Below are 20,953 nucleotides of genomic sequence, written 5' to 3'. Positions count from 1 at the left end.
CGGGGTTCCTTCCGGCGGTGCCCGGTCAGGGGGTGGTGCGCGCGGTCGAGGCGCGCGGGATGACGGTGGGGGCGGGGGCGGGCGCCTCGGGAGCGTCCTCCCCGTCGAGTGCACGGAACAACAGGTCGACGGCGCCGCGGCCCATCTCGGGCAGGTGCAGGTCGAGCGCGGTCAGCTGGGGGGAGCAGTGCAGGGCGCGGCGGCCGTCGTAGTTGGTGGCCACCATCACCTCGTCGGGCACGTGCAGCCCCAGCGTGTCCGCCGCGCGAACCGCCCCCACCGCAAACGCGTCCAGCGGCGCGTAGATCGCGTCGAGAGTGGGGTCGGCCTCCAGGGCGGCGCGGACGGCGACGTACCCGGCATCCTCTCCGCCGGCGGCCGATGCCCGCAGCACCGTGTAGCGCACGCCCGGGTCGGCATTGGCCTCCAGATAGTCGAGCAGCCCGCGGGTCACCGAGAACGGCTCGGTGCTCAGCAGCACTCCGACGTGCCGTGCGCCCCGCTCGACGAGGTGGCGCAGCATCACGTCGATGCCGGCCGGGCCCCGATCGAGCGAACCGTCCGACACCGACGGCGAAGCCTTACCCACCGTCACCACCCGCACCCCGCGCAGTTGCAGCCGGGCGGCGATGGCGTCGTCCACGCGCGGATCGAGCACGACCGCACCGTCGACATCGAGTGCGTCGAGGGCGCGCAGGTCCGAGACCGGCGGCACGAGCATGAGCGAGTATCCGCGCTGCAGGCACGCCTGCGCGACCGGCAGCGAGATCTCCAGCAGAAAGCCCAGTTCGGATGCCGCCGAGACGACCTCGGCCGGCAGTGCCGTCACGAGCGCCACCGCGTGCGAGCGGCCGGTGCGCAGCCGTTGCGCGCGCACGTTGGGGCGGTAGCCGAGCTCCTCGGCCAGCTGGTGCACCCGCGCCCGGGTGCGCGCGTCGACGCGGGCGCGCCCGTTCAGCGCCTTCGACGCGGTTGCCTGCGACACACCCGCCGCGGTGGCCACGTCCGACAGTGTCGGCCTCTGGGGATTGTCGCGCGCCACGAACACCTCGTTCTCGATGAGACTCCGGCGGGTCGGGCGGATCGACGGGCGCAGGAGCGGATATATCGGTCACCGATGCGAATTCGATTTCGCGTGACCGGTCGTGATCAGTATATAGTGGTGCGAAATCGTTTAGCTTCCCCCTGGAGCTCGCAATGATGCTGATCGACACCGATCCCGGCTTGGACGACGCGCACGCGCTGGCCATGGCGCTGGGTCGCGTCCCCGCCGCCGATCTGATCGTCACGACGGTCGCCGGCAACGTCGGCATCGACGAGGTCACGAAGAATGCACGGCTGCTCGTCGGGGCGATTTCGCCCGACGTGCCCGTGCACCGCGGGGCGGCCGGCCCCCTCGTGGGACCGGCCGTCGCCGCGGCCCACATCCACGGCGACGACGGCATGGCCGGATTCGACTGGGGCGATGGCCCGATCTCGCCGCTGTCGTCCACCCCGGCGGCCACGGCGATCGTGGATGCCGCGCGCCGCTACGGCCGCGACCTCACGATCGTCGCCCTCGGGCCGCTCACCAACCTTGCGCTCGCGATCCGGCTCGACCCCTCCGTGCCCGAACGCATCGGCCCGATGATCGCGATGGGCGGCAGCCCCGCCGGATATGGCAACGCCAGCATCAACGCCGAGTTCAACGTGTACGCCGACCCGGTGGCATCCGAAATCGTCTACAGCGCCGTGCGCGACCTCACCCTGATCACGTGGGACCTCACCCTCACCGAGCGGTTCACTCGCGCCGAGGTCGAGGCCTTCTGGCCCGGCGATTCCGCCGCCGCTCGCACGCTCCGGGCGATCCACGACCACCGCACCGCGACCGAGCCCGGCTACGCGGCGCAGGACGACTTCGGTCGCGTCGACCCGCTGGCGATGGCGATTGCGCTCGATCATCGCGTCGTCGTCACCGAGCAACGGCATCCGGTCGTCGTTGGCTATGGCGGCGGACTCGACCACGGCCTCACCGCCGTCGACTGGCGCGACGCGCACCCCGACCGCCCCGCCGTCCGGCTGCCGATGACCATCGACCGGGCCCGCGCCACCTCCCTGTACACCCTGTAACCCGCACACAGAAAGTACCCTCATGCACACTCGCTCCCCGTTGTCCCGCGCCCGCGCGGGACTCGCCGCCGTCGTCGTCTCCGCCGTGGCCGTGGTGGGCCTCGCCGGCTGCAGCGGCAACGCCCAGCCCGCCGCCACCGACGAGGCCATGGCCCCGCTCGCCGAGGGCTCGTTCCAGCTGGGCTGGTTCCCGAACGTCGAGTCGATGGCGCCGATCGTCGCGGCCGTCGACGGGTACTTCGCCGAAGAGGGCGTCGAGGTCACCATCCTCCCCGGCGGACCCGAAGTGACCATCGACGCGCAGATCGTCAGCGGCAACGCGCTCATGGGCAACATGTCCAGCGAGGGGCTCGCCAACAGCATCGCGGCCGGTGCGCCGCTGGTCGCCGTCGGGGCGACCTACCAGACCTCGTCGTCGGCCATCGTGACCCTCGCCGACAGCGGCATCACCGAGCCGAAGGACCTGGAGGGCAAGCGCTTCGGCATGTCGCAGACCGACGCCCGCGTGTACACCCCGTTCTTCGAGCTCACCGGCGTCGACGAGACGAAGGTCGACGAAGTGCAGACCGGCTCCGACCCGGCCGCGCTGGTCTCCGGCGAGGTCGACGCCATGTCAGGGACCCTGCCGAACCAGCCGGTCGCCATCGAGGCCCAGGGGCTGAAGACGAACGTCATCCGCCTCGCCGACTACGGCTACAACCGGTGGAGCAACCTGCTCGTCGTGCACAAGGACTCGCTGGAAGACCCCGACAAGCGCGCCGTCATCGAGGGGATGCTGGCCGCCGTGACCCGCGGGCTCGAGACGGCCGTCGCCGACCCGGCCGCCGCCGCGCAGATCGTCTATGACGAGTACGGCGAGCAGCTCGGACTCGACCTCGACCAGCAGAAGGCCGCCGCGCAGATCTGGGCCGAGCTGGCCACCGACGGCACGCAGGCGCAGGGCGTCATGCGGGTCACCGAAGAGGGCGTCGCCAGCCAGCAGGCGTTCTTCGACACGATCGGCCTCGACATCGACGCCAGCGAGATGTTCGACCTCTCGGTGCAGGGCCAGTAATGACCGTCGGCCTGGAGACCTCCCACGTCACCAAGACGTTCACCACCGGAACTCAGACGGTGACGGCGCTCGACGACGTCTCGCTGCGCACCGCCGCGGGATCGTTCGTCGCGCTGATCGGGCCTTCAGGCTGTGGCAAATCCACGCTGCTGCGCATGTTCGCGGGGCTGGACGCTCCCACCTCCGGTGAGGTGTCGGTGCTCGGCACCTCACCGGAGCAGGTGCGGGCGGCGCACGCCATCGGCGTGGCCTTCCAAGACGCGGCGCTGCTGCCGTGGCGCAGTGTCGAGACCAACATCGCCCTGCCGCTGCAGGTGGCCGGCACGCGCGTGGACCGGAAGGCCATCGCCGACCTGATCGCGCTCACCGGGCTCACCGGGTTTGAACGGGCGCGGCCCGCGCAACTGTCCGGCGGTATGCGTCAGCGGGTCGCGATCGCCCGCTCCCTGGTGCTCGAACCCGACGTGCTGCTGCTCGACGAGCCCTTCGGGGCGCTCGATGACATGACCCGGCAGCAGATGAACATCGAACTGCAGCGCATCTGGACCGAGCGTCCCACCACGACGCTGCTGGTCACCCACTCGCTCGACGAAGCCGTGTTCCTCAGCGACCGTGTCTACGTGCTGGCTGCGCGGCCGGGGCGGATCGTCGCCGACATCGACATCCCGCTGCCGCGCCCGCGCACCCCCGAGGTGCAGCAGGACGACGCGTTCCACGCGCTGACCGATCAGCTCTCCCGGCTGCTGTTCACCGCCACGCACGAGAGCGCCGCGCCGTGACCAGCCTGCTCACGGCGCTTCCCGCCGCCTCCGAGCGGCGGCGTCACGCGGCGCAGGCCATCGCGATCGTGCTCGCCGCCCTCGCGGTCTGGCTGCTGCTGGCCACCCTGCTGCAGGGACGCCACCTGGTGCCGTACCCGTGGGAGCTCGCGGCGCAGTTCGCCGCCGACGGGCCGCTGCTGGCGGCCAACATCGGCCCCACCCTGTGGGTCGCCGCGCAGGGCTTCCTCTTCGGCACGCTCGCGATCGTGCCGCTCGCCGTCATCAGCGTGCTCGCGCCCGTTCTGGAACCGATCGTCGTCCGCGTTGCCGTGGTCGTCCACGTCATCCCGTTCGTGGCGATCGCGCCCATCATCGTGGTGACGCTGCAAGGCGACGCCGCGCGCGTCATGATCGCCGCGCTGCAGGTGTACTTCCCGCTGCTCATCGGCATCCTGCTCGGGCTGCGCTCCACCGACGAGCGCGCGCTCGACGTCGTCGCCGCCTCGGGGGGCGGGCGCTGGGCGGGGCTGCGGTTCGTGCGCATCCCGTCGGCGCTGCCGAGCCTCATCGCGGGTCTGCAGATCGCGGTGCCCGCGGCGATCCTCGGGGCGTTGATCGCCGAGTTCTTCGGCGCCGACCGGGGCTTGGGCGCCATCCTCGTCAACGCGCAGGACGCGCTGCTGACCGATCGGGTGTGGGTCATCGCGATCACGATCGGCCTCATCGCCACCCTCGGCTACGCCCTGGTCACGGGGCTCGCCAGATGGCTGCTTCCGTGGGCCGGCAAGGGCGCCACCGTCAGCTCGTCGGTGGCCGGGTCGGAGCAGGTCGCGATCAGCCGGTGGCAGGCGGTCGCGGGCGGCGTGGCCTCGGCGGTCCTGCTGATCGGATTCTGGTGGTCGCTGCGCCCGCTGTTCCACCTGGACGCGTTCTTCATCAAAGACCCCGCCGACGTCGTGACCTTCGTCACGCAAGGAAACCCCATCACCGGGGCACCGGCATCGGTGTTCTGGGACGCGTTCTTCGTCGCCGCCGGGCAGACCGCGGTGCATGCGGGCGTCGGTTTCGTCGTCGGTACCCTCGTCGCCGTCGCCGGGGCGATCCTGCGGGTGGCGGTGCCCGGGCTGCAACAGGTCGCGATGCCGTTCGCGATCATCCTGCGCTCCATGCCGCTGGTGGCCCTGACCCCGCTGATTGTGCTGCTGTTCGGCCGGGGACTACTCGGGGTGACGGTGCTGGTCACCCTGGTGACGTTCTTCCCCACCCTGGTCACCGTGATCCTCGGGTTGCGGGCGGCCCCCGAGAACGCCCTCGACGTCATCCGCGCCTCGGGCGGGTCGTCGCTGACGGCCGCGCTGCGGGTGCGGCTCGTCTACGCCGTGCCGGCGATCACGGCATCCGCCCGCATTGCCGTGCCCGCCGCGGTCAGCGGCGCGATGCTCGCGGAGTGGCTGGCCACCGGCAACGGATGGGGCAACCTCATCACGCTGGCGGCGGTGAACGCCGACTACTACACGCTGTGGAGCGCGGGCGTGCTGATCGTGATCTTCGTGCTCGTGCTGTACACCCTCATCGACCTGATCGACCGCGCCGTGGCCCGTCGCCTCGGCGTGGCGTTCTGACCTCGCCGGAACGGAGACCCGTTGAGACCCGACACCCACGCCGACACGATCATTCAGAACGTCTTCCTGGTCACCTTCGACCGCGACGCGACCGTGATCGCCGACGGTGCGTTGGCGATCCGGGACGGGGTGATCGTCGACCGCGGCAGCACCGCCGAGGTGACCGCACGGTGGAGCGCCGACCAGCGCGTGTTCGGTGGCGGGCAGATCGCGATCCCGGGGCTGACGGATGCCCATTTCCATACCGCGCAGTCGCTCATGCGCGGCATGCTCGCCACTCTGCAGCAGCGCACGCGGCTGCGCGTGCCGACGTGGCGCGAGTACTACCTGCCATTCGAGGCCGCCCTGAGCCCCGACGACATCGCGCTGTCGGGAGAATTCGCCTACGCCACCATGCTGCGCACCGGCACGACGAACGTGCTGGAAGCGGGCGGACCGCATCCGGAGCGAATGGGGGAGGCAGCGCAGCGCGCCGGCATCCGCGCGACGGTGACCGCTTCGACGATGGACGGTGGGTCGCGGGTGCCGCCGTCGATGATCATGACCGCCGAGGAGGCCGTCGCCCGCAACATCGAGGTCGTCGAGGCGTTCCCGGCCGAGGTCGACGGGTCGCGGCGCGTCACCGGGGGCATGTCGCTGCGGCAGGTGATCACGTGCAGCCCCGAACTGGTGCAGACGATCCACGCCGAAGCGCGTCGACGCGGCGTGACGGTGCACACGCACCTCGCCGAAGGCACCTACGAGATCGACTACTGCCTGGAGCACTTCGGGCGCCGTCCCGTGGATCATCTGATCGATCTGGGGGTGTTCACTCGCACTCTGCACTGCGCGCACTCGATCCTCGTCGACGACGCCGAGATCGCGTCGTTTGCGGTGCGCGGGGTGACGGTGTGTCACTGCGCCAAGGGCAACTACGCGATCGGGGCGGCGCCGGCCGCGCGCATGTGGCGCCGCGGGGTCGGGGTGGGGCTCGGCACCGACGGGGTGGCCACGCTCGGCACCCTCGACATGTTCCGGGTCGCGATGCTCACCGGGCTCGGGCAGCAGCTGGTGGAGGCGACGCCGACCCACAACCGCAACGGCATCCCACCGGAGGAGCCGCTGCAGATGGCGATCACCGGCGGCGCGCTCGCGGGGCGCCAGTCCGATGTCATCGGGTCGCTCGAGGTCGGCAAGCGCGCCGACGTGGTGCTGCTGACGACGACCGGTCCCGATGCCGCCGCCTACGCGTCGGAGGAGGCCTTCCTGTACGAGTGCGCATCCGGCCGCGACGTGACGACGGTGCTCGTCGACGGCGAAGTCGTGGTCTCGGACGGCGAGGTGCAGACGCTGGATTACGAGCGGGTGTGCGCCGTCGCTGCCGCCCGCCAGGCCGAGCTGGCCAACGTCATCGCCTGACCCCCCGCCCCCGCCCCTCGACCCGCGCCCCCGCCCTCGACCCGCGAGACTACACGCGCGCTGTCGAGACCTTGTGGTTTCCGCGGGGTCTGGATACGGCCGCTGTAGTCTCGCGGTTTGGGCGGGGGAAGGGGGGAGCGGGCGAGGGATGGGCGGCACGCTTCAGGCGCCCACGGTCGCCCGGGCTGCGGTGAACGTCGCGACGCAGTGCCGGATCTGTTCCTCGGTGTGGGCGGCCGACAGCTGCACGCGGATGCGGGCCTGGCCGCGCGGCACCACCGGGAACGAGAACGGCGTCACGAACACGCCGCGGCGCTGCATGTCGGTCGCGATGGCGTCGGCGACGATGGCGTCGCCGAACATCACCGGGACGATCGGGTGTGAGCCCGGCAGCAGCGTGAATCCGGCGGCCGTCATCCCCTCGCGGAACAGGGCGGCGTTACGCACCAGGCGCTCGCGCAGCTCGCCCGACGTGTCGACGAGGTCGAGCGCGACGAGCGTGCCGGCGACGATCGACGGCGCGAGCGAGTTGGAGAACAGGTATGGTCGCGCCCGCTGGCGCAGTACGTCGATGATCTCGCGGTGCGCGGCGATGTAGCCGCCGGATGCCCCGCCCAGCGCCTTCCCGAACGTTCCGGTCGTGATGTCGACGCGCCCCTCCACTCCGCAAAGCTCGGGCGTGCCGCGCCCGTGCGCGCCGACGAACCCGACCGCGTGTGAGTCGTCGACGAACACGAGCGCGTCGTACCGGTCTGCCAGGTCGCAGATCTCCGCGAGCGGGGCGGTGTACCCGTCCATCGAGAACACCCCGTCGGTCACGATCACCCGGCGCCGGGCGTCGGCCGTCGAGGCCAGTTGCGCCTCCAGGTCGGCGAGATCCCGGTTGCGGTAGCGCAGCCGCCGCGCCTTCGACAGCCGGATGCCGTCGATGATCGACGCGTGATTGAGTTCGTCGGAGACAATGGCGTCGTCGGGGCCGAACAGCGTCTCGAACACCCCGCCGTTCGCGTCGAAGCAGGAGGAGAACAGGATGGCGTCGTCGTAGCCGAGGAACGACGACAAGCGCTCCTCGAGGTCGCGGTGCTGGTCCTGCGTGCCGCAGATGAACCGCACGCTCGCCATGCCGTACCCCCACCGGTCCAGACCTTCGCGGGCGGCCGCGATGACCCGAGGGTCGTCGGCGAGGCCCAGGTAGTTGTTGGCACAGAAGTTCAGGACCTCGGCGCCGTCGACCGTGACCGTCGAAGCCTGCGGTCCCTCGAGGCCCCGCTCGCGCTTGGTGAGCCCGGCATCCTCGATCTCCGCCAGCTCGGCGTGCAGTTGCGCCCGCATCGCACCGTACATGTTCAGACCTCCGTCCAATCCAGGATGACCTTGCCGGCGCCGCCGGAGTGGGCCAGCTCGAAGCCGGTGCGCCACTCGTGCGCCGGCACCCGGTGTGAGATCACCGAGGCGATCCTTTCACCGAGAACGGGACTGGTTTGCAGCATCGCGCTCATCGAGTTCCACGTCTCGAACATCTCGCGCCCGTAGATCCCCTTCAGGGTGAGCATGTGCGTGACGACCTTGCCCCAGTCGATCGCGAACGGCGCGTGGGGCAGGCCGAGCATCGCGATGCGGCCGCCGTGGGTCATGTTGTCGATCATCGACGACAACGCGGATGCTGCGCCGCTCATCTCCATCCCGATGTCGAAACCCTCGCGCATGCCCAACCGGCGCTGTACGTCGCCGATCGCTTCGCGCGACACGTCGACGACCGCGTCGGCGCCCATGCGCGCGGCCAGCTCCAGACGAGCGGGACTGACGTCGGTGGCGACGATGAACCTTGCCCCGGCGTGGCGGGCCACCGCGACCGCCATCAGTCCGATCGGGCCGCATCCGGTGACCAGCACGTCCTCGCCGACGGTGTCGAACGCCAGCGCCGTGTGCACCGCGTTGCCGAACGGGTCGAAGATGGCCGCGACATCCAGGTCGATGGGGGTGTGATGCACCCACACGTTCTGCCCCGGCAGCACGACGTACTCGGCGAACGCGCCGTCGCGGTGCAGTCCCAGCCCGAGCGTGCGGATGCACATCTGCCGGCGCCCGGCGCGACAATTGCGGCACATGCCGCACACGATGTGCCCCTCACCCGATACGACGTCGCCGACGGCGATGTCGTGCACGAGCGGACCCACCTCGACGACCTCGCCGCTGAACTCGTGGCCCGGGACCAACGGCGTCGAGATGCTCGAGGCCGCCCACTCGTCCCAGCGTTCGATGTGCAGGTCGGTGCCGCAGATGCCGGTGCGCAGCACCCGGATCAGCACATCGGCGGGCCCGGGCGCGGGCGTCGGACGGTCGGTCCACTCGAACCCCGCACCGGGTGCGGGGACGAACAGCGCTTTCATGATGCGGTCGGCGCCGCGTCGAGCCGGTGGATCGTGACACCCTGCACGACGCGATTCACGTCGCCGCTCGGGAACGGGTTGTCGGGTGTGAGGCCCAGACGCAGCGACTGGCCGAGCGCGAGGGACTGGGCGAACACGGCGTAGGGCAGTGCGAGGGCGGCGTCATCGAGACCGGCCACCCCGGGCAGCGTCCACACGGTGGCGCCGTCGACCGCGACCGGCTCGGCCGAGACGGCGACCACCCGGTGCGCGCCGGCGGTCGCGACGAGCTCGCCGAGCAGATCGAGGTCGTATTGCCGCGTGTACGGGTCCGCCGAGACGAACACGACCACCAGGGTGTCGTCGTCGAGGATCGACTTCGGCCCGTGCCGGAAGCCCAGCGGGCTGTCGAACATGCCCACGATGCGCCCTGCCGTGAGTTCGAGTAGCTTGAGCGCGGACTCCTGGGCGAGCCCGGTGAGCGGTCCGCTGCCGAGGTATACGACCCGCGCGAACCCGGTGGCGGCCAGCTCAGCGGGCAGCGTGCCGCCGTCGTTGAGTGCCCATTCGCCGGCGGATGCCAGGGCCGCCACGGCCTCGTCGCCGCGCGGGGCGAACACGAGCAGGGCGACCAGCAGCATCGAGGAGAAGCTCGAAGTCATCGCGAAGCCGGCGTCGTTGGTGCCGTCCGGCGTGACCAGCACGAGGTCGTCCGCGCGGGCCGAGTGCCGCCGGTACAGGTCGCCGGTCACATCGCACGTGATGATGACGTGGTGCACGTCGGTCAGCAGTTGGTCGGCGAGTTCGGTTGCCGCCACGCTCTCCGGGCTACGGCCGGAGCGGGCGAACGACACCAGCACGGTGGGCACGTTCTCGGCGAAGGCGGCGCACGGGGCGGAGACGATGTCGGTCGCCGCGACGGCATCCACGCGCCGCCCGGTCGCGCGTGTCAGCGCTGGCGCCGCGATGCGGCCGATGAAGGCCGAGGTGCCAGAGCCGGTGAGCACGATGCGTGCGTCGGCGTGGCGGGCCAGGAACGCGTCGATCGCGGTGCGTCGGGCGCGCACCATTTCTCCGGCATCGCGCCAGACGCGCGGCTGCTGGGTGATCTCCTGTGCGGTTCGCACATCGTCGTGGTCAAACACGGGGGTCTTCTCCTGTCGGGGTGAAGTGGGCGGGGATGCCGGCGGCGTCGAAGCCGGTCATGGCGGCGCCGAACCGACCGGCGTGGCTACGGAAGGCACCGGGCACGAGTTCTGGTGGGCGTCGCCAGGCGAGCCGTTCGAACAGGCGCTCACGGAGGGGAGTGAACAGTGCGTCACCGGCTTCGGAGAGCCCGCCGCCGATGACGATGCGTTCGGGAGCGAGGATCGTCACGTAGGCGATGAGCGCCGCCGCCAGGCCGTCGACGGTCTCGGCCCACACGGCCGCGGCATCCGCATCGCCGCGGCGCGCGCGGATGAGCACGTCCGCGGCGCCGGGAAGGTGGATGCCGGTGCGGCGGCGATACCGCCGCACCGCCGCAGCGGCCGTGGCGACGGTCTCGACGCAGCCGATCGACCCGCACGCGCACCGCTCTCCGGTGCCGATGTCGATGTGGCCGATCTCGCCCACGTACCCGCCGCGCAGCAGCCTGCCCTCGTGCCAGATGGTGCCCGCGATCCCGGTGCCGACGGGGGCGAACAGGACGTCACCGGGTCCGGCGGCAGCGCCCCAGCGTCGCTCGAGCCGACCGGCTCCGCGCACGTCGTGCTCGAATCCGACCGGGAGGCCGACGCGGTCGCTGAGCATCTGGCGGAAGGGGACGTCGCGCCAGCCCAGGTTCTCGGCGTTCACCGCCACACCCGCCTCGGTGTCGACGATGCCGGGCACCACGAGTCCGACTGCGGCCACGCCGGGGTTGGCGGCGGCGGCGGTCGTGGCCAGATCGAGCACGGCATCGACGACGGCATCCGGTCCGTCCGCCACGGGCGTGAGGCGGGTCTGGACGGCGCCACTACGGCCGGTGTCGTCGACGACCGACGCGCGCATCGAGGTGCCACCGACGTCGACGGCCACGACGCGGGCGGGACCGGTCATGGTGTCTGTCCTCGCTCGAAGTAGGCGATCACGTCGTCTTCAAGCGGCGGTACGTTGCGCGCCGACCCGTCGGAGCGCAAGGACTCGGTGGCGAGAATGCCCGCGGCGACCGCTTCGCGTGCGGCGACCGGTGAGGTCTCGGTGATGCCGCCGTCGCGGACGAACCGCAGGAACTCCGCGATCAACAGGGTGTCGGCGCCGCCGTGGCCGCCGTCGGCGATGGTCGGTACGACGAAGGACTCGTCGGGCTCGGCCGAGTTGTGGTGGCGCCGGTTCCACAGCGCCACGGTCGACCCGGGCTCGTCACCGAGGTTCTCGATGCGGCCCTCGGTGCCGATGACGGTGTAGTTGCGCCAGTAGTCGGGCGTGAAGTGGCACTGCTGGTAGGAGGCCAGCACGCCGTTGGACAAGTGCATCGTGACCATCGAGATGTCTTCGACGTCAATCGTCGGATGCAGGCCGGTCAGCGACGTGGGCGGCCAGTTGTCCAGACTGAACCAGTCCGGCATCCGCTCGCCGGACCGGTCGCGGCGGTCGGTGATGCCGCCGTAGACGCTGAGCGAGCCCATCGCGGCGACCCGGTCGGTGTAGGCGCCGGCGAGCCAGTGGATGACGTCGAGGTCGTGCGCGCCCTTCTGCAGCAGCAGCCCGGTCGTGTGGCGCCGGTCGGCGTGCCAGTCCGTGAAGTAGTAGTCGCCGCCGTGGCCGACGAAGTGCCGGCACCACACCGCTTTCACCTCGCCGATGCGTCCGTCGGCGATCAGTTGGCGCATGAGAGTGATCACCGGCATGTGCCGCATGTTGTGGCCGATGTACAGCCGGGTACCGGTGCGGCGCGCCGTGCGCAAGATCTCGTCGGCGTCGTCGAGGTCGATCGCGAGTGGCTTCTCGCAGAACACGGCCACGCCGGCCTCCAGCGCACGGATCGCGATCCGTGCGTGGGTGTCGTCGGGGGTGAGCACCATCACCGCGTCGAGGCCGCTGGCGAGCAGTTCATCGATCGAGTCGGTGACGCGCGCCTCCGGGAACTCGGCGCGCGCCGAGGCGCGCGCCGAGTCCGAGAGGTCGCAGATCGCGGTGATCCGCGAACCGTTGCCGGGGTGGTGCACCCCGGCGCGGAGTCGGGCGCGAGCGCCGAATCCGATGATCCCGATAGCGAGATCCGTCATGCTTTTCCTTGGTGGTGTGGAGGTCGGGCGACCGGGGGATCAGCCCTTGGAGCCGGAGAATGCGATGCCCTGGATGAACTGGCGCTGCAGGATCATGAAGGTCACCAGCATCGGCAGGGTCGCCAGCAGGGCGCCGGCCATCAGGACGGGGTAGTCGGTCGAGTGCAGTCCGACCAGCTGCGACAGACCCACCGAAAGGGGCATCTTGGTCGGGTCGGTCGTCACCACGAGCGGCCACAGCAGGTCGTTCCACGACCACAGTACGGTGAACACGACGAGGGCGATGATCCCGGGCTTTGCCAGGGGCAGCATGACCCGCCAGAACGTCTGCCACGGGTTCGCGCCGTCTATGCGGGCCGCTTCTTCGAGCTCAGCGGGCATCGACATGAAGAACTGCCGCATCAAGAACGTGCCGAACGCGCTGAAGATGCCGGGGACCACGAGTGCCTGCAGCGTGTTCAGCCAGCCGAGCGACTGGATGATCTCGTACTGCGGCAGCAGATAGAGCTGCGAGGGCACCATGAGCACCGACAGGAAGAGCACGAACACGACCGTGCGGCCCTTGAAGGGGATACGTGCGAACCCGTAGCCGGCCATCGTGCACAGCACGACCTGCCCCACGGTGCGCAGCACCGTCAGCAGCACCGAGTTCATGAACATCTGGCCGAAGGGCATGGACTCGAACACTTCGCCGAAGTTGGTCCACACCCACGGGTCGGGGAGGATCACCGGGGGCACCGAGACCGACTGCCCGTACGTCTTGAACGCCGTGAGGGTCTGCCACACGAACGGGAAGATCATCACCAGCGCGCCGGTGGCCAGCAGTGTGTGGACGATCCAGTGTCCGCGCCGCCGCGACTTCGGCGGCTGAGCCGATGACGAGGTGGTCATGGCGCGGGTGTCGAGGTCGACGTCGACGTCACTCATAGTGCACCCACTTCTTCTGCAGCCGGAACTGCACGACGGTCAGGATCAGGATGATGATCAGCAGCAGGAAGGCGACCGCGGCCGCGTACCCGCGGTCGTTGTCGATGAACCCGGCTTCGTAGAACAGGTAGACGATGGTGCGGGTGTTGGGCATGGCCGGGTTGTTCCGGCCGAGCATCATGTACACCAGGTCGAACACCTGCAGGGCGCCGATGACGCTGATGACGCTCACGAAGAAGATCGAGGGGCTCAGCAGCGGGATCGTGATGGAGAAGAACTTGCGGATCGGGCCGGCGCCGTCGAGGTCGGCGGCTTCGAGGATGGTGTCCGGGATGCCCTGGAGGCCGGCCAAGAAGATGACGATGTTCGTGCCCAGGCCCGCCCAGATGCCTACGATCGCGATGGCGATCAGGGTCGTGTCGGGGTCGGTCAGCCAGGAATTGCCCGGGATGCCGAAGATCCCCAGGAACTGGTTGAGCACGCCGTAGTCGCCGTTGTAGATCATGCGCCACACCAGCGCGATCGCGGCGGGCATCGTGACGACGGGGATGAAGTACAGCGTGCGGTACGCGCTACGCCCGCGCAGGCCCGCTGTGTTCAGCAGTGCCGCGATGGCGATCGCGATCGGAATGCCGATCAGCGCGATGACCGTGTATTTGGCGGTGTTGAACAGTGCTCCGATGAGTTCGGGGTCCTGAGCCAACCGCAGGTAGTTGTCGATGCCGACGAACTCCGACCCGCCGAACGGTCCCGTCTTGGTGAACGAGATGATGAACGTGCGGATCGTGGGCCAGATGTAGAAGGCCAACAGGCCGAGCGCGGTGGGCCCGATGAACAGCAGGGCCCACCAGGGCGAGCGCCCGGGGCTGCGACGCCGGCGGGAACCGGGGGCGCGGGTGCGCCCCCGGTCCAGCTCTGCGATCGGAGCGCTGGTGCGCTGTGCGATCAGGTCGGACATGGCGTCACTTGTTCTCTTCGTCGAGTGCCTTCTGCATCGCGTCGGCGAGCTGCTGCAGGCCGTCAGCGGCGGAGAGCTTGCCTGCCCACACCTGCGAGAGGATTTCGCCCTCCGCGCCGGTCCACACCGAGGTGTTCTTCGACACCGGGTAGGGCACCGAGGTGTCGACCTCGTCGACGTACGCCTTCAGGTTGAAGTTCGGCATCGACTGCACCCACGTCTCGGCGAGGCCGTTGAAGGCGGGGATCACGGTGCCGCTGGCGGCCTGGATCTGCGAGGCCTGCTCGCCGCTGGCGAACGCGGCGAACTGCTTGGCGATCTCGACGTTGGGGCTGGCCGCGTTGGCGACGTTGGCCAGACCGTGGATGACGCTCTGGTTCCCGGCAGGACCGGCCGGCAGCACCTGCACGTCGACCTTGTCGGCGATGTCGGGGTTCTCCTTGTAGCCGATCGCGTCCCACGAGCCGGTCTGCAGCATGGCGATCTTGCCGGAGATGAACATGTCACCGGGCGAGGTGTCGGTCATCTGCTGCGCGGTCGGGGAACTGCCTGCCTCGATGTAGGAGAGCAGGTACTCGATGCCCTTCAGCGCCTCCGGGGAGTCGTACCCGGTCTTGGTGCCGTCGGGGCTGATCACGAACCCGCCCGCCTGGGCGATCGTGTCGTAGTAGTACTCCTGGCTGTACGGCGGCGTGGCGAAGCCGTACACGCCCGCACCCTTGTCGGTGAGCTTGGCGGCGATCTCTTGCGCGTCCTGCCAGGTCCAGTCGGCCGTCGGGTAGTCGACGCCGGCCTTGTCGAACAGGTCCTTGTTGTACCAGAGGGCGATGGTGTCGTAGTCCTTCGGGGCACCGTACGAGGTGCCGTCGAAGGTGTAGAGGTCGACGAGCGACTGCGGATAGTTGGCTGTGTCGACCAGTCCTCCGTCGAGCGGAGCGAGCACGCCGTTGGCGGCGTACAGCTGGAAGTGGGTGCCGTTCATCCAGAACACGTCGGGACCCGAGCCGCCGGCGATCGCCGTCTGCAGCTTCGTCCAGTACTCCTTGTTCGGGGTGAGCTGGATGTCGATGGTGACGTTGGGGTGTTCCTTCTCGAACGCCGCGACGATCTCTTCCATCGCCGGCTGCTGGTTCTGATCCCAGATGGCGTAGGAAAGGGTGACCGGCTCATCCGCCGCAGCGGTGCTGGTCGTGTCGCTGCTGGTCGTGCCGGAGCACGCGGTGAGTGCGAGTGCGGCCGCAGCCACGGTGGACAGGGCGGCGATTCCGCGCACCCGGGGGGAGGACATACGCATGTCAGGTTCTCCTTCGAGCATGACTGCCGGGGGATTTCCGCCGGTCACGATGTGCGTTGCTGGGACGGTAACCCTCCTCGTGTGCAGACTTCAACGCGTGCGCTCGCAATGATCACGAAAACTGAGCGTTTAACGCTCATGTATTGCGCGATAACCGCCCGAGATGTCCTCTAGTACCGTGCACAACGTCGAGGTTCCGCCGAGCGCCCGCCTGAATCGCTCGCAACGTATGCTTGCCCTGCTCGCGCGGTTGCGCGAGCGCGACACGATCTCCCTCGCCGATCTCGCCGCAGAGTTGGGCGTGTCTGCGGCGACCATGCGCCGAGACGTCGCAGAACTTGAGGAGCAGCGTCTGCTGCGCCGCACTCACGGCGGTGTCGCCGCCGTCGAGTCCGCGCTGGAGCTTCCGATGGCGCTGCGCAACACCCGCGTGCCCGAAGCGAAGGTGCTGATCGCGCGTGGCGCCGCCCAGCTCGTCGCGCCGGGGCGGCAGGTGGTCGCCCTCAGCGGCGGCACCACGACGCTGGAGACCGCTCGCGCTCTGGCCAACCGTCGCCAGCTGACGATCGTCACCAATTCCCTCACGGCCGCCAGCGAGGTCGGTCGCCATCCCCATCTGCAGGTGATCATGACCGGTGGTGTGATGCGCCCGCACTCGTTCGAGCTCGTCGGGGCGCTCGCCGAGCACACGTTCACCGCCGTCAACATCGGCACGGCCTTCCTCGGCGTCGACGGCATCAGCGCGACCACCGGAGCCACCACACACGACGAGACCGAGGCGCGGACGAACCGGGCGATGGTCGCCCAGGCCCATCGCACCGTCGTCGTCGCCGACGGCGCGAAGATCGGCGCGGTGACCGTTGCGAGCATCGTGCCGGCGACCGACATCGACGACCTGGTCACGGACGCCAGCGCCGACCCGGTCGAGGTACAGAAGCTGCGCGACCTCGGCATTCGGGTGCACGTCATGACGGCGGCGATGCGATGACGGGAAGGATCGTCACCGTCACCCCCAACCCCGCGTTGGACATGACGTGGCACGCGGAGAGGATGCTCGTCGGCGGTAGCTGCCGCGTGCCGGCAGCCACGGTTCGCGCGGGCGGCAAGGGGCTCAACGTCGCCCGCGTCGCCCACCAGCAGGGCGCTCGTGTGCTCGCCCTGACCACGGCGGGAGGGGCGACCGGTGCCCAGTTCGCGGCGGAGCTCAGCATGTCGGGGGTGCCGCACGCTTTGGTGCGGGTGGGGCCGGCGACTCGTCGTTCGGTGGCGATCGTCGACGATGCCACCGGCGACGCGACCGTCCTCAACGAGTGCGGCGACGACCCGGGTGCCGTCGCGTGGCGGTCGCTCGTGGAGCTCGCCTGCGACGCGCTCTCCGATTCGGCCGTGCTCGTCGTCTCGGGCAGCCTGCCATCGGGCAGCCCCGTGTCCCTCATCGCCGACCTCGTGGCCCGGGCCGCGCGTCGCGGTCTCCCCGCGATCGTCGACACCTCCGGCGCCGCGCTGACGGCGGCGGCTGAGGCCGGTGCCACCGTCCTCAAGCCCAACGACGCCGAACTGGCCGAGGCCACGGGGCTCTCTGATCCGGTGGCTGCCGCTCGCACGCTGTTGCGCGGCGGCACCCGCCTCGTGCTGGCCTCGCTCGGCGGCGACGGGATGCTCGCGGTTCCGGCGCACGGTCCGGTGTTGCACTGCCGTCCCCCCGAGGTGCTGGCGGGCAATCCCACCGGCGCGGGCGATGCCGCCGTCGCCGCGGCATCCGTCCTGCTCGCCCGGGGCGAGACCGATCCGGCAGAGCTGCTGCGCGCGGCCGTCTCCTGGTCGGCGGCGGCCGTGCTCGAACCGGCCGCCGGGACGATCTCGCCGCGCCACGCCGACTTCATCAACCGCGTCACCGTGACGCCCTACCGGGAAGAGAACCCGTGACCCTCGCCCTGACCCGCGACCTGGTCGCCGCCGCCGATGCCCGCGGTGCGGCCGTGGGAGCGTTCAACGTCATCCACCTGGAAACGGCCGAAGCGCTCGCGCGCGCCGCCGAGAACGCCGGACTTCCGGTGATTCTGCAGATCTCGCAGAACTGTGCCGACTACCATGGCGGGCTGGCCCCGATCGCTTCCGCGACGCTCGCCGTCGCGCGCGCGTCGGCCGCCCCGATCGCGGTGCACCTGGACCACGCCGACCGCGAAGAGCTCGTCGATGAGGCCATCGCCCTCGGATTCGGGTCGGTCATGTTCGACGGTGCGGCGCTGCCGTATGACCTGAACGTGGCGGCGACGGCGCGGGTCGTCGCCGCGGCCCACGCGGCGGGGGTGTCGGTGGAGGGTGAGCTCGGCGAGATCGGCGGCAAGGACGGCGCTCACGCGCCGGGCGTGCGCACCGACCCCGGCGAGGCGCAGTCGTTCGTCGCCGCCACCGGGGTCGACGCGCTGGCCGTCGCCGTGGGCTCGTCGCACGCGATGACCGCACGCACCGCGCAGCTGGACCTCGACCTGATCGGCCGGTTGAAGGCGGCGTTGCCGGTGCCGCTCGTCCTGCACGGCTCGTCGGGGGTCTCCGACGACGTGATCGGGGCGGCGATCGCTGCGGGTATGGCGAAGATCAACGTGTCCACACACCTCAACGGGTATTTCAGCCGGGCGGTGCGGGGCGTGCTCGACGCCGACCCCGTGCTGGTCGACTCGCGTCGCTATGTCCGCGAAGGGCGTGCCGCGGTGGCCGCCGAGGCCGAGCGGATGCTGCGGCTGTTCGCCGGGGAGGCGGTGCTCGCGAGGTGACCGGCGACGCGATCGTGCTGCGGGCGTTGACCGACGCCGACGTCGACGCGCACAACGCCGGGGAGGATGAGGAGACGATCCGGTGGCTCACCGGCGAGCCGGGCACGGTCGATACGACGCGGCGGCATTTCGCACGTCTCGCCCAGAACGCCGCGCGGGGTCGGGGTGCCCGCGGCTTCGGGGTCTGGCTCGACGGTCGGCTGGCCGGGTTCGTCGAGTACGACCCCGACAACGGCGACCTCCCTCGCCAGGGCGACGTCAACGTGTCGTATGCCGTGCATCCGTGGGCGCGTCGCCGAGGCGTCGCGGCTGCCGCCGTCGAACTGTTGTGTGCACGGCTGACGGCCGGCGGTGTCGCCCGCCGCGCGGTGATCCGCACTGAGCCCGCGAACGTCGGCTCGGTCGGTGTGGCGCGGCGGTGCGGTTTCGGGCTCTGCGGTGTCCAGGAGTCGGCGACCGATCGGCATCCCGACGGCACCGCCGTGCGGTACGCCGTCTACGCGCGCAAGCTGCGCTGATCCGCATTCCCTCCGCCCGGGCCCCCGCAGGCTGCCGCCGACGTGCGCAGACCCGGCACACCGCCATCCGTCCCGGGCGAGGCGGATGTCGACGGGTCGTGGGGGCGGCGGCCGGTCAGGTCCAGGGGAGGGGCCGCTCCAGGTCGCGTTCGCCGTCGAGACCGACCTCGGCCAACTCGGCCCCGCCGGAGCGGATGCACAGCCAGGTGAGAGGGCCGTCGCTGGCGGCGTGCCAGGCGCGCCACACGCCCTGTCCCACCCGTACCGCCGTGCCCGGGCTCACATCGACGATCTCGTCGTCCAGGGCCATCTGGCCGGTGCCGGTGAGGAAGACGTACATCTCCTCGACGGCGAAGTGGGTGTGCCAGAACGGGGCGGAACCGCCCGGCGCCAGCGAGTTCGCCGACATCCCGATGTACTGCGCGGGCATCTCCTTGTCGACGAAGCGTTTGCCCGGTGCCACTCCCGTGTAGCCACCCCAGGTCTCGGTGCTTCCCATTTCCAGAATGTCGTAGCCTGCCATGCCGCCACGATAGTCCCCGACGCGGTCGCCGCGTGAGGGCGCTCGGGGCGTGGGTGTCGACTACAGTTCACATCAGGTGGGTGAGGTGGTCGCCCGGCAACGCGTGTTCGTGCGGAGGGAGTGGGCCGTGGCGTACTTCGTCGTTCTCATGGTCGTCGTCCTGATCGGGTCGCTGATGCTGCTCGGCTTGCTGTTGGGGTTGGGCGAGGCGGCCGGGCCGATCGCCGTCGGGATCGCGCTCAACCTGCTCCTTCTCGCCCCCGGGCTGCTCGCCGGGTACGGCATCGTCATGCACCGCATCGACAAGGCACGTCAGCGGGGCGCGTCGCTCAGGGACGCCCTGCTCGGGACCGGGTGCCCGCACTGTGGGCTGCACGCGTTCTCGCCGTGGACGGTTCGGACGTTGCCCGGGCCGGTGCCGTGCCCGCGCTGCGGACAGTTGGTCGATCGCGGGGATTTCCCGAACCTGCTGGTCCCCGCGACGTTGGTGGGCGCGGTCATAGCCGCGTGTGTCATGGCCGGGGTGACCGGGGGAGAGGCACTGCTGCCGGCGGCGGGTGTCACCGGGACCATGGCTGTTGTGCTGCTGCTCGTCGTCTGGGCGACACTGCCGCTGGTGCGCGCCCAGCCCACCGACGACGACGCGGTGCAGCTGGCCCGCCGCACGCACGAGGACTGAGCCGCCGGTCCAGCATCCCCCGCCCCGGGGAAGCGCCCTCCCGAGTGCGGTTCTCCTCCCCGGGGCGCGGGATGCCGGGGCTCAGCGCGCGGCGCGGCCCTTCATCGGGCCGGCGGGCGGGCGGCCGCTCGGTGACGTCGTCGTCGGCGAAGCAGGAGATACACGGCCGGTGCGAGGACGATCGGGGCGACCAGCATCCCGGTCAGCAGGGCGAGGCTCCAGGCGAACGGGGTCGCCGGCGAGGGCTCGGACGCATCGGCGAGCGGCACGCTGCGCGCCCACGCGACGAACGCATCGCCGACCGGGAGGACGCCGGCGACGAAGCTGCGGCGCCCGGCCCACTCCCACGGGAGGGCCAGGAACTCTGCCTCCCGGTCGAGCGCCATGGCAAGGGCGGCGTCGCCGTTCGCGCGCGCCGCCCCCAGGGTGACGGCGGAAGCTGACAGCGACACCCCGAGAACGAGCGGCCCGGAGTCGACGTCACCCAAACCGCTCATTCCGGCGGGATACTCTCGGATGCCGATCAGCCCCGCCTCCCGCGTGACGAAGCGGCTGTGGAAGCTCGCCCAATCGGTCGCCGCCGTTGGGGTGAGCTCGGGCAAGAACGTGTGAATGATCGCGAGGGATGAACCCCGCGGACCCTCGCGCACCGTGCCGTCGGCATCGATCCGGTGGGGCAGCAGTCCACTTGTCGGGTCGCGGAGGCGATCCACCTTGTC

At 70.4% G+C, this 20,953-nt stretch carries 20 protein-coding genes and 1 pseudogene; 10 read left to right on the top strand and 11 right to left on the bottom strand.

The genetic code is table 11. The annotated features are described in order from the left end of the window. Positions 1-25 precede the first annotated feature (25 nt). Positions 26-1,003 (bottom strand): substrate-binding domain-containing protein, encoded by a 978-nt coding sequence (locus ACK5KK_RS14295; RefSeq protein ID WP_416890756.1) that lies wholly within the window; start codon positions 1,001-1,003, stop codon positions 26-28. Positions 1,004-1,197: 194 nt separating this feature from the next. Here ACK5KK_RS14295 and ACK5KK_RS14290 point away from each other — a divergent pair, with 194 nt between their 5' ends. The 5 genes from ACK5KK_RS14290 to ACK5KK_RS14270 are packed head-to-tail and all read left to right on the top strand — an operon-like array spanning position 1,198 to position 6,944. Continuing rightward, the gene (locus ACK5KK_RS14290) at positions 1,198-2,109 is read left to right on the top strand and encodes a nucleoside hydrolase (protein ID WP_416890755.1); all 912 of its coding nucleotides are present in this window, start codon (positions 1,198-1,200) and stop codon (positions 2,107-2,109) included. A gap of 22 nt (positions 2,110-2,131) precedes the next feature. Beyond that, positions 2,132-3,163, top strand: coding sequence for an ABC transporter substrate-binding protein (locus tag ACK5KK_RS14285; RefSeq protein ID WP_416890754.1), 1,032 nt, complete (start codon positions 2,132-2,134; stop codon positions 3,161-3,163). Continuing rightward, positions 3,163-3,942, top strand: coding sequence for an ABC transporter ATP-binding protein (locus ACK5KK_RS14280; protein WP_416890753.1), 780 nt, complete (start codon positions 3,163-3,165; stop codon positions 3,940-3,942). The genes ACK5KK_RS14285 and ACK5KK_RS14280 overlap by 1 nt, the downstream gene beginning before the upstream one ends. Next, a complete protein-coding gene (locus ACK5KK_RS14275) occupies positions 3,939-5,546 on the top strand; it encodes an ABC transporter permease (protein WP_416890752.1) in 1,608 nt (535 codons plus the stop codon). Before ACK5KK_RS14280 ends, ACK5KK_RS14275 begins: the two co-directional genes overlap by 4 nt. A 21-nt stretch (positions 5,547-5,567) precedes the next feature. After that, on the top strand, positions 5,568-6,944 hold the full coding sequence (locus tag ACK5KK_RS14270; RefSeq protein ID WP_416890751.1) for an amidohydrolase family protein: 1,377 nt from the start codon (positions 5,568-5,570) through the stop codon (positions 6,942-6,944). A 162-nt stretch (positions 6,945-7,106) separates the two neighbouring features. Here the strand turns inward: ACK5KK_RS14270 and ACK5KK_RS14265 are convergent, their stop codons facing one another. Genes ACK5KK_RS14265 through ACK5KK_RS14230 form a run of 8 tightly spaced genes read right to left on the bottom strand, consistent with a single transcriptional unit; the run spans position 7,107 to position 15,740 of the window. Continuing rightward, complete coding sequence (locus ACK5KK_RS14265; protein WP_416890750.1) at positions 7,107-8,288, bottom strand: glycine C-acetyltransferase; 1,182 nt, start codon at positions 8,286-8,288, stop codon at positions 7,107-7,109. A 2-nt stretch (positions 8,289-8,290) separates the two neighbouring features. Next, positions 8,291-9,334: an L-threonine 3-dehydrogenase gene (tdh, locus tag ACK5KK_RS14260; protein ID WP_416890749.1), complete on the bottom strand. Its 1,044-nt coding sequence runs from the start codon at positions 9,332-9,334 to the stop codon at positions 8,291-8,293. After that, the gene (locus ACK5KK_RS14255) at positions 9,331-10,458 is read right to left on the bottom strand and encodes an SIS domain-containing protein (protein ID WP_416890748.1); all 1,128 of its coding nucleotides are present in this window, start codon (positions 10,456-10,458) and stop codon (positions 9,331-9,333) included. Before ACK5KK_RS14255 ends, tdh begins: the two co-directional genes overlap by 4 nt. Then, a complete protein-coding gene (locus ACK5KK_RS14250) occupies positions 10,451-11,392 on the bottom strand; it encodes an ROK family protein (protein ID WP_416890747.1) in 942 nt (313 codons plus the stop codon). Before ACK5KK_RS14250 ends, ACK5KK_RS14255 begins: the two co-directional genes overlap by 8 nt. Continuing rightward, a complete protein-coding gene (locus ACK5KK_RS14245) occupies positions 11,389-12,561 on the bottom strand; it encodes a Gfo/Idh/MocA family protein (RefSeq protein ID WP_416890746.1) in 1,173 nt (390 codons plus the stop codon). Before ACK5KK_RS14245 ends, ACK5KK_RS14250 begins: the two co-directional genes overlap by 4 nt. A gap of 39 nt (positions 12,562-12,600) precedes the next feature. After that, positions 12,601-13,488, bottom strand: coding sequence for a carbohydrate ABC transporter permease (locus tag ACK5KK_RS14240; protein ID WP_416890745.1), 888 nt, complete (start codon positions 13,486-13,488; stop codon positions 12,601-12,603). Then, complete coding sequence (locus tag ACK5KK_RS14235) at positions 13,481-14,446, bottom strand: carbohydrate ABC transporter permease (RefSeq protein ID WP_416890744.1); 966 nt, start codon at positions 14,444-14,446, stop codon at positions 13,481-13,483. Before ACK5KK_RS14235 ends, ACK5KK_RS14240 begins: the two co-directional genes overlap by 8 nt. Before the next feature lie 4 nt (positions 14,447-14,450). Continuing rightward, positions 14,451-15,740: an ABC transporter substrate-binding protein gene (locus ACK5KK_RS14230; RefSeq protein ID WP_416890743.1), complete on the bottom strand. Its 1,290-nt coding sequence runs from the start codon at positions 15,738-15,740 to the stop codon at positions 14,451-14,453. 163 nt (positions 15,741-15,903) lie between these two features. Between ACK5KK_RS14230 and ACK5KK_RS14225 the strand changes: the two genes are divergently transcribed. Genes ACK5KK_RS14225 through ACK5KK_RS14210 form a run of 4 tightly spaced genes read left to right on the top strand, consistent with a single transcriptional unit; the run spans position 15,904 to position 19,032 of the window. After that, on the top strand, positions 15,904-16,728 hold the full coding sequence (locus ACK5KK_RS14225; protein ID WP_416890742.1) for a DeoR/GlpR family DNA-binding transcription regulator: 825 nt from the start codon (positions 15,904-15,906) through the stop codon (positions 16,726-16,728). Then, complete coding sequence (locus tag ACK5KK_RS14220) at positions 16,725-17,666, top strand: 1-phosphofructokinase family hexose kinase (protein ID WP_416890741.1); 942 nt, start codon at positions 16,725-16,727, stop codon at positions 17,664-17,666. Before ACK5KK_RS14225 ends, ACK5KK_RS14220 begins: the two co-directional genes overlap by 4 nt. After that, positions 17,663-18,514 carry a class II fructose-bisphosphate aldolase gene (locus ACK5KK_RS14215; protein WP_416890740.1) on the top strand — a complete coding sequence of 284 codons (852 nt, stop codon included), beginning with the start codon at positions 17,663-17,665 and terminating at the stop codon, positions 18,512-18,514. Before ACK5KK_RS14220 ends, ACK5KK_RS14215 begins: the two co-directional genes overlap by 4 nt. After that, entirely contained in the window at positions 18,511-19,032 is a 522-nt protein-coding gene (locus tag ACK5KK_RS14210) for a GNAT family N-acetyltransferase (protein WP_416890739.1), read from the top strand. Before ACK5KK_RS14215 ends, ACK5KK_RS14210 begins: the two co-directional genes overlap by 4 nt. Positions 19,033-19,147: 115 nt before the next feature. Here the strand turns inward: ACK5KK_RS14210 and ACK5KK_RS14205 are convergent, their stop codons facing one another. Further along, positions 19,148-19,555 (bottom strand): cupin domain-containing protein, encoded by a 408-nt coding sequence (locus tag ACK5KK_RS14205; protein WP_416890738.1) that lies wholly within the window; start codon positions 19,553-19,555, stop codon positions 19,148-19,150. 76 nt (positions 19,556-19,631) lie between these two features. Here ACK5KK_RS14205 and ACK5KK_RS14200 point away from each other — a divergent pair, with 76 nt between their 5' ends. Further along, a complete protein-coding gene (locus ACK5KK_RS14200) occupies positions 19,632-20,234 on the top strand; it encodes a hypothetical protein (RefSeq protein WP_416890737.1) in 603 nt (200 codons plus the stop codon). Between the two features lie 101 nt (positions 20,235-20,335). Here ACK5KK_RS14200 and ACK5KK_RS14195 read toward each other — a convergent pair. Beyond that, positions 20,336-20,953: pseudogene (locus ACK5KK_RS14195) on the bottom strand (hypothetical protein); the annotation flags it as partial.

It is taken from the genome of Microbacterium sp. (assembly GCF_047972865.1).
In the GTDB taxonomy this organism is placed as follows: Bacteria; Actinomycetota; Actinomycetes; order Actinomycetales; family Microbacteriaceae; genus Microbacterium.
This window is presented reverse-complemented; position numbering and strand designations above follow the sequence as displayed.

Coding starts and splice junctions, on each gene's coding strand:
- ACK5KK_RS14225 (WP_416890742.1), top strand. CDS start 15,904: ATGTCCTCTAGTACCGTGCACAACGTCGAGGTTCCGCCGAGCGCCCGC.
- tdh (WP_416890749.1), bottom strand. CDS start 9,334: ATGAAAGCGCTGTTCGTCCCCGCACCCGGTGCGGGGTTCGAGTGGACC.
- ACK5KK_RS14245 (WP_416890746.1), bottom strand. CDS start 12,561: ATGACGGATCTCGCTATCGGGATCATCGGATTCGGCGCTCGCGCCCGA.
- ACK5KK_RS14280 (WP_416890753.1), top strand. CDS start 3,163: ATGACCGTCGGCCTGGAGACCTCCCACGTCACCAAGACGTTCACCACC.
- ACK5KK_RS14230 (WP_416890743.1), bottom strand. CDS start 15,740: ATGCGTATGTCCTCCCCCCGGGTGCGCGGAATCGCCGCCCTGTCCACC.
- ACK5KK_RS14290 (WP_416890755.1), top strand. CDS start 1,198: ATGATGCTGATCGACACCGATCCCGGCTTGGACGACGCGCACGCGCTG.
- ACK5KK_RS14265 (WP_416890750.1), bottom strand. CDS start 8,288: ATGTACGGTGCGATGCGGGCGCAACTGCACGCCGAGCTGGCGGAGATC.
- ACK5KK_RS14240 (WP_416890745.1), bottom strand. CDS start 13,488: ATGAGTGACGTCGACGTCGACCTCGACACCCGCGCCATGACCACCTCG.
- ACK5KK_RS14205 (WP_416890738.1), bottom strand. CDS start 19,555: ATGGCAGGCTACGACATTCTGGAAATGGGAAGCACCGAGACCTGGGGT.
- ACK5KK_RS14235 (WP_416890744.1), bottom strand. CDS start 14,446: ATGTCCGACCTGATCGCACAGCGCACCAGCGCTCCGATCGCAGAGCTG.
- ACK5KK_RS14220 (WP_416890741.1), top strand. CDS start 16,725: ATGACGGGAAGGATCGTCACCGTCACCCCCAACCCCGCGTTGGACATG.
- ACK5KK_RS14250 (WP_416890747.1), bottom strand. CDS start 11,392: ATGACCGGTCCCGCCCGCGTCGTGGCCGTCGACGTCGGTGGCACCTCG.
- ACK5KK_RS14285 (WP_416890754.1), top strand. CDS start 2,132: ATGCACACTCGCTCCCCGTTGTCCCGCGCCCGCGCGGGACTCGCCGCC.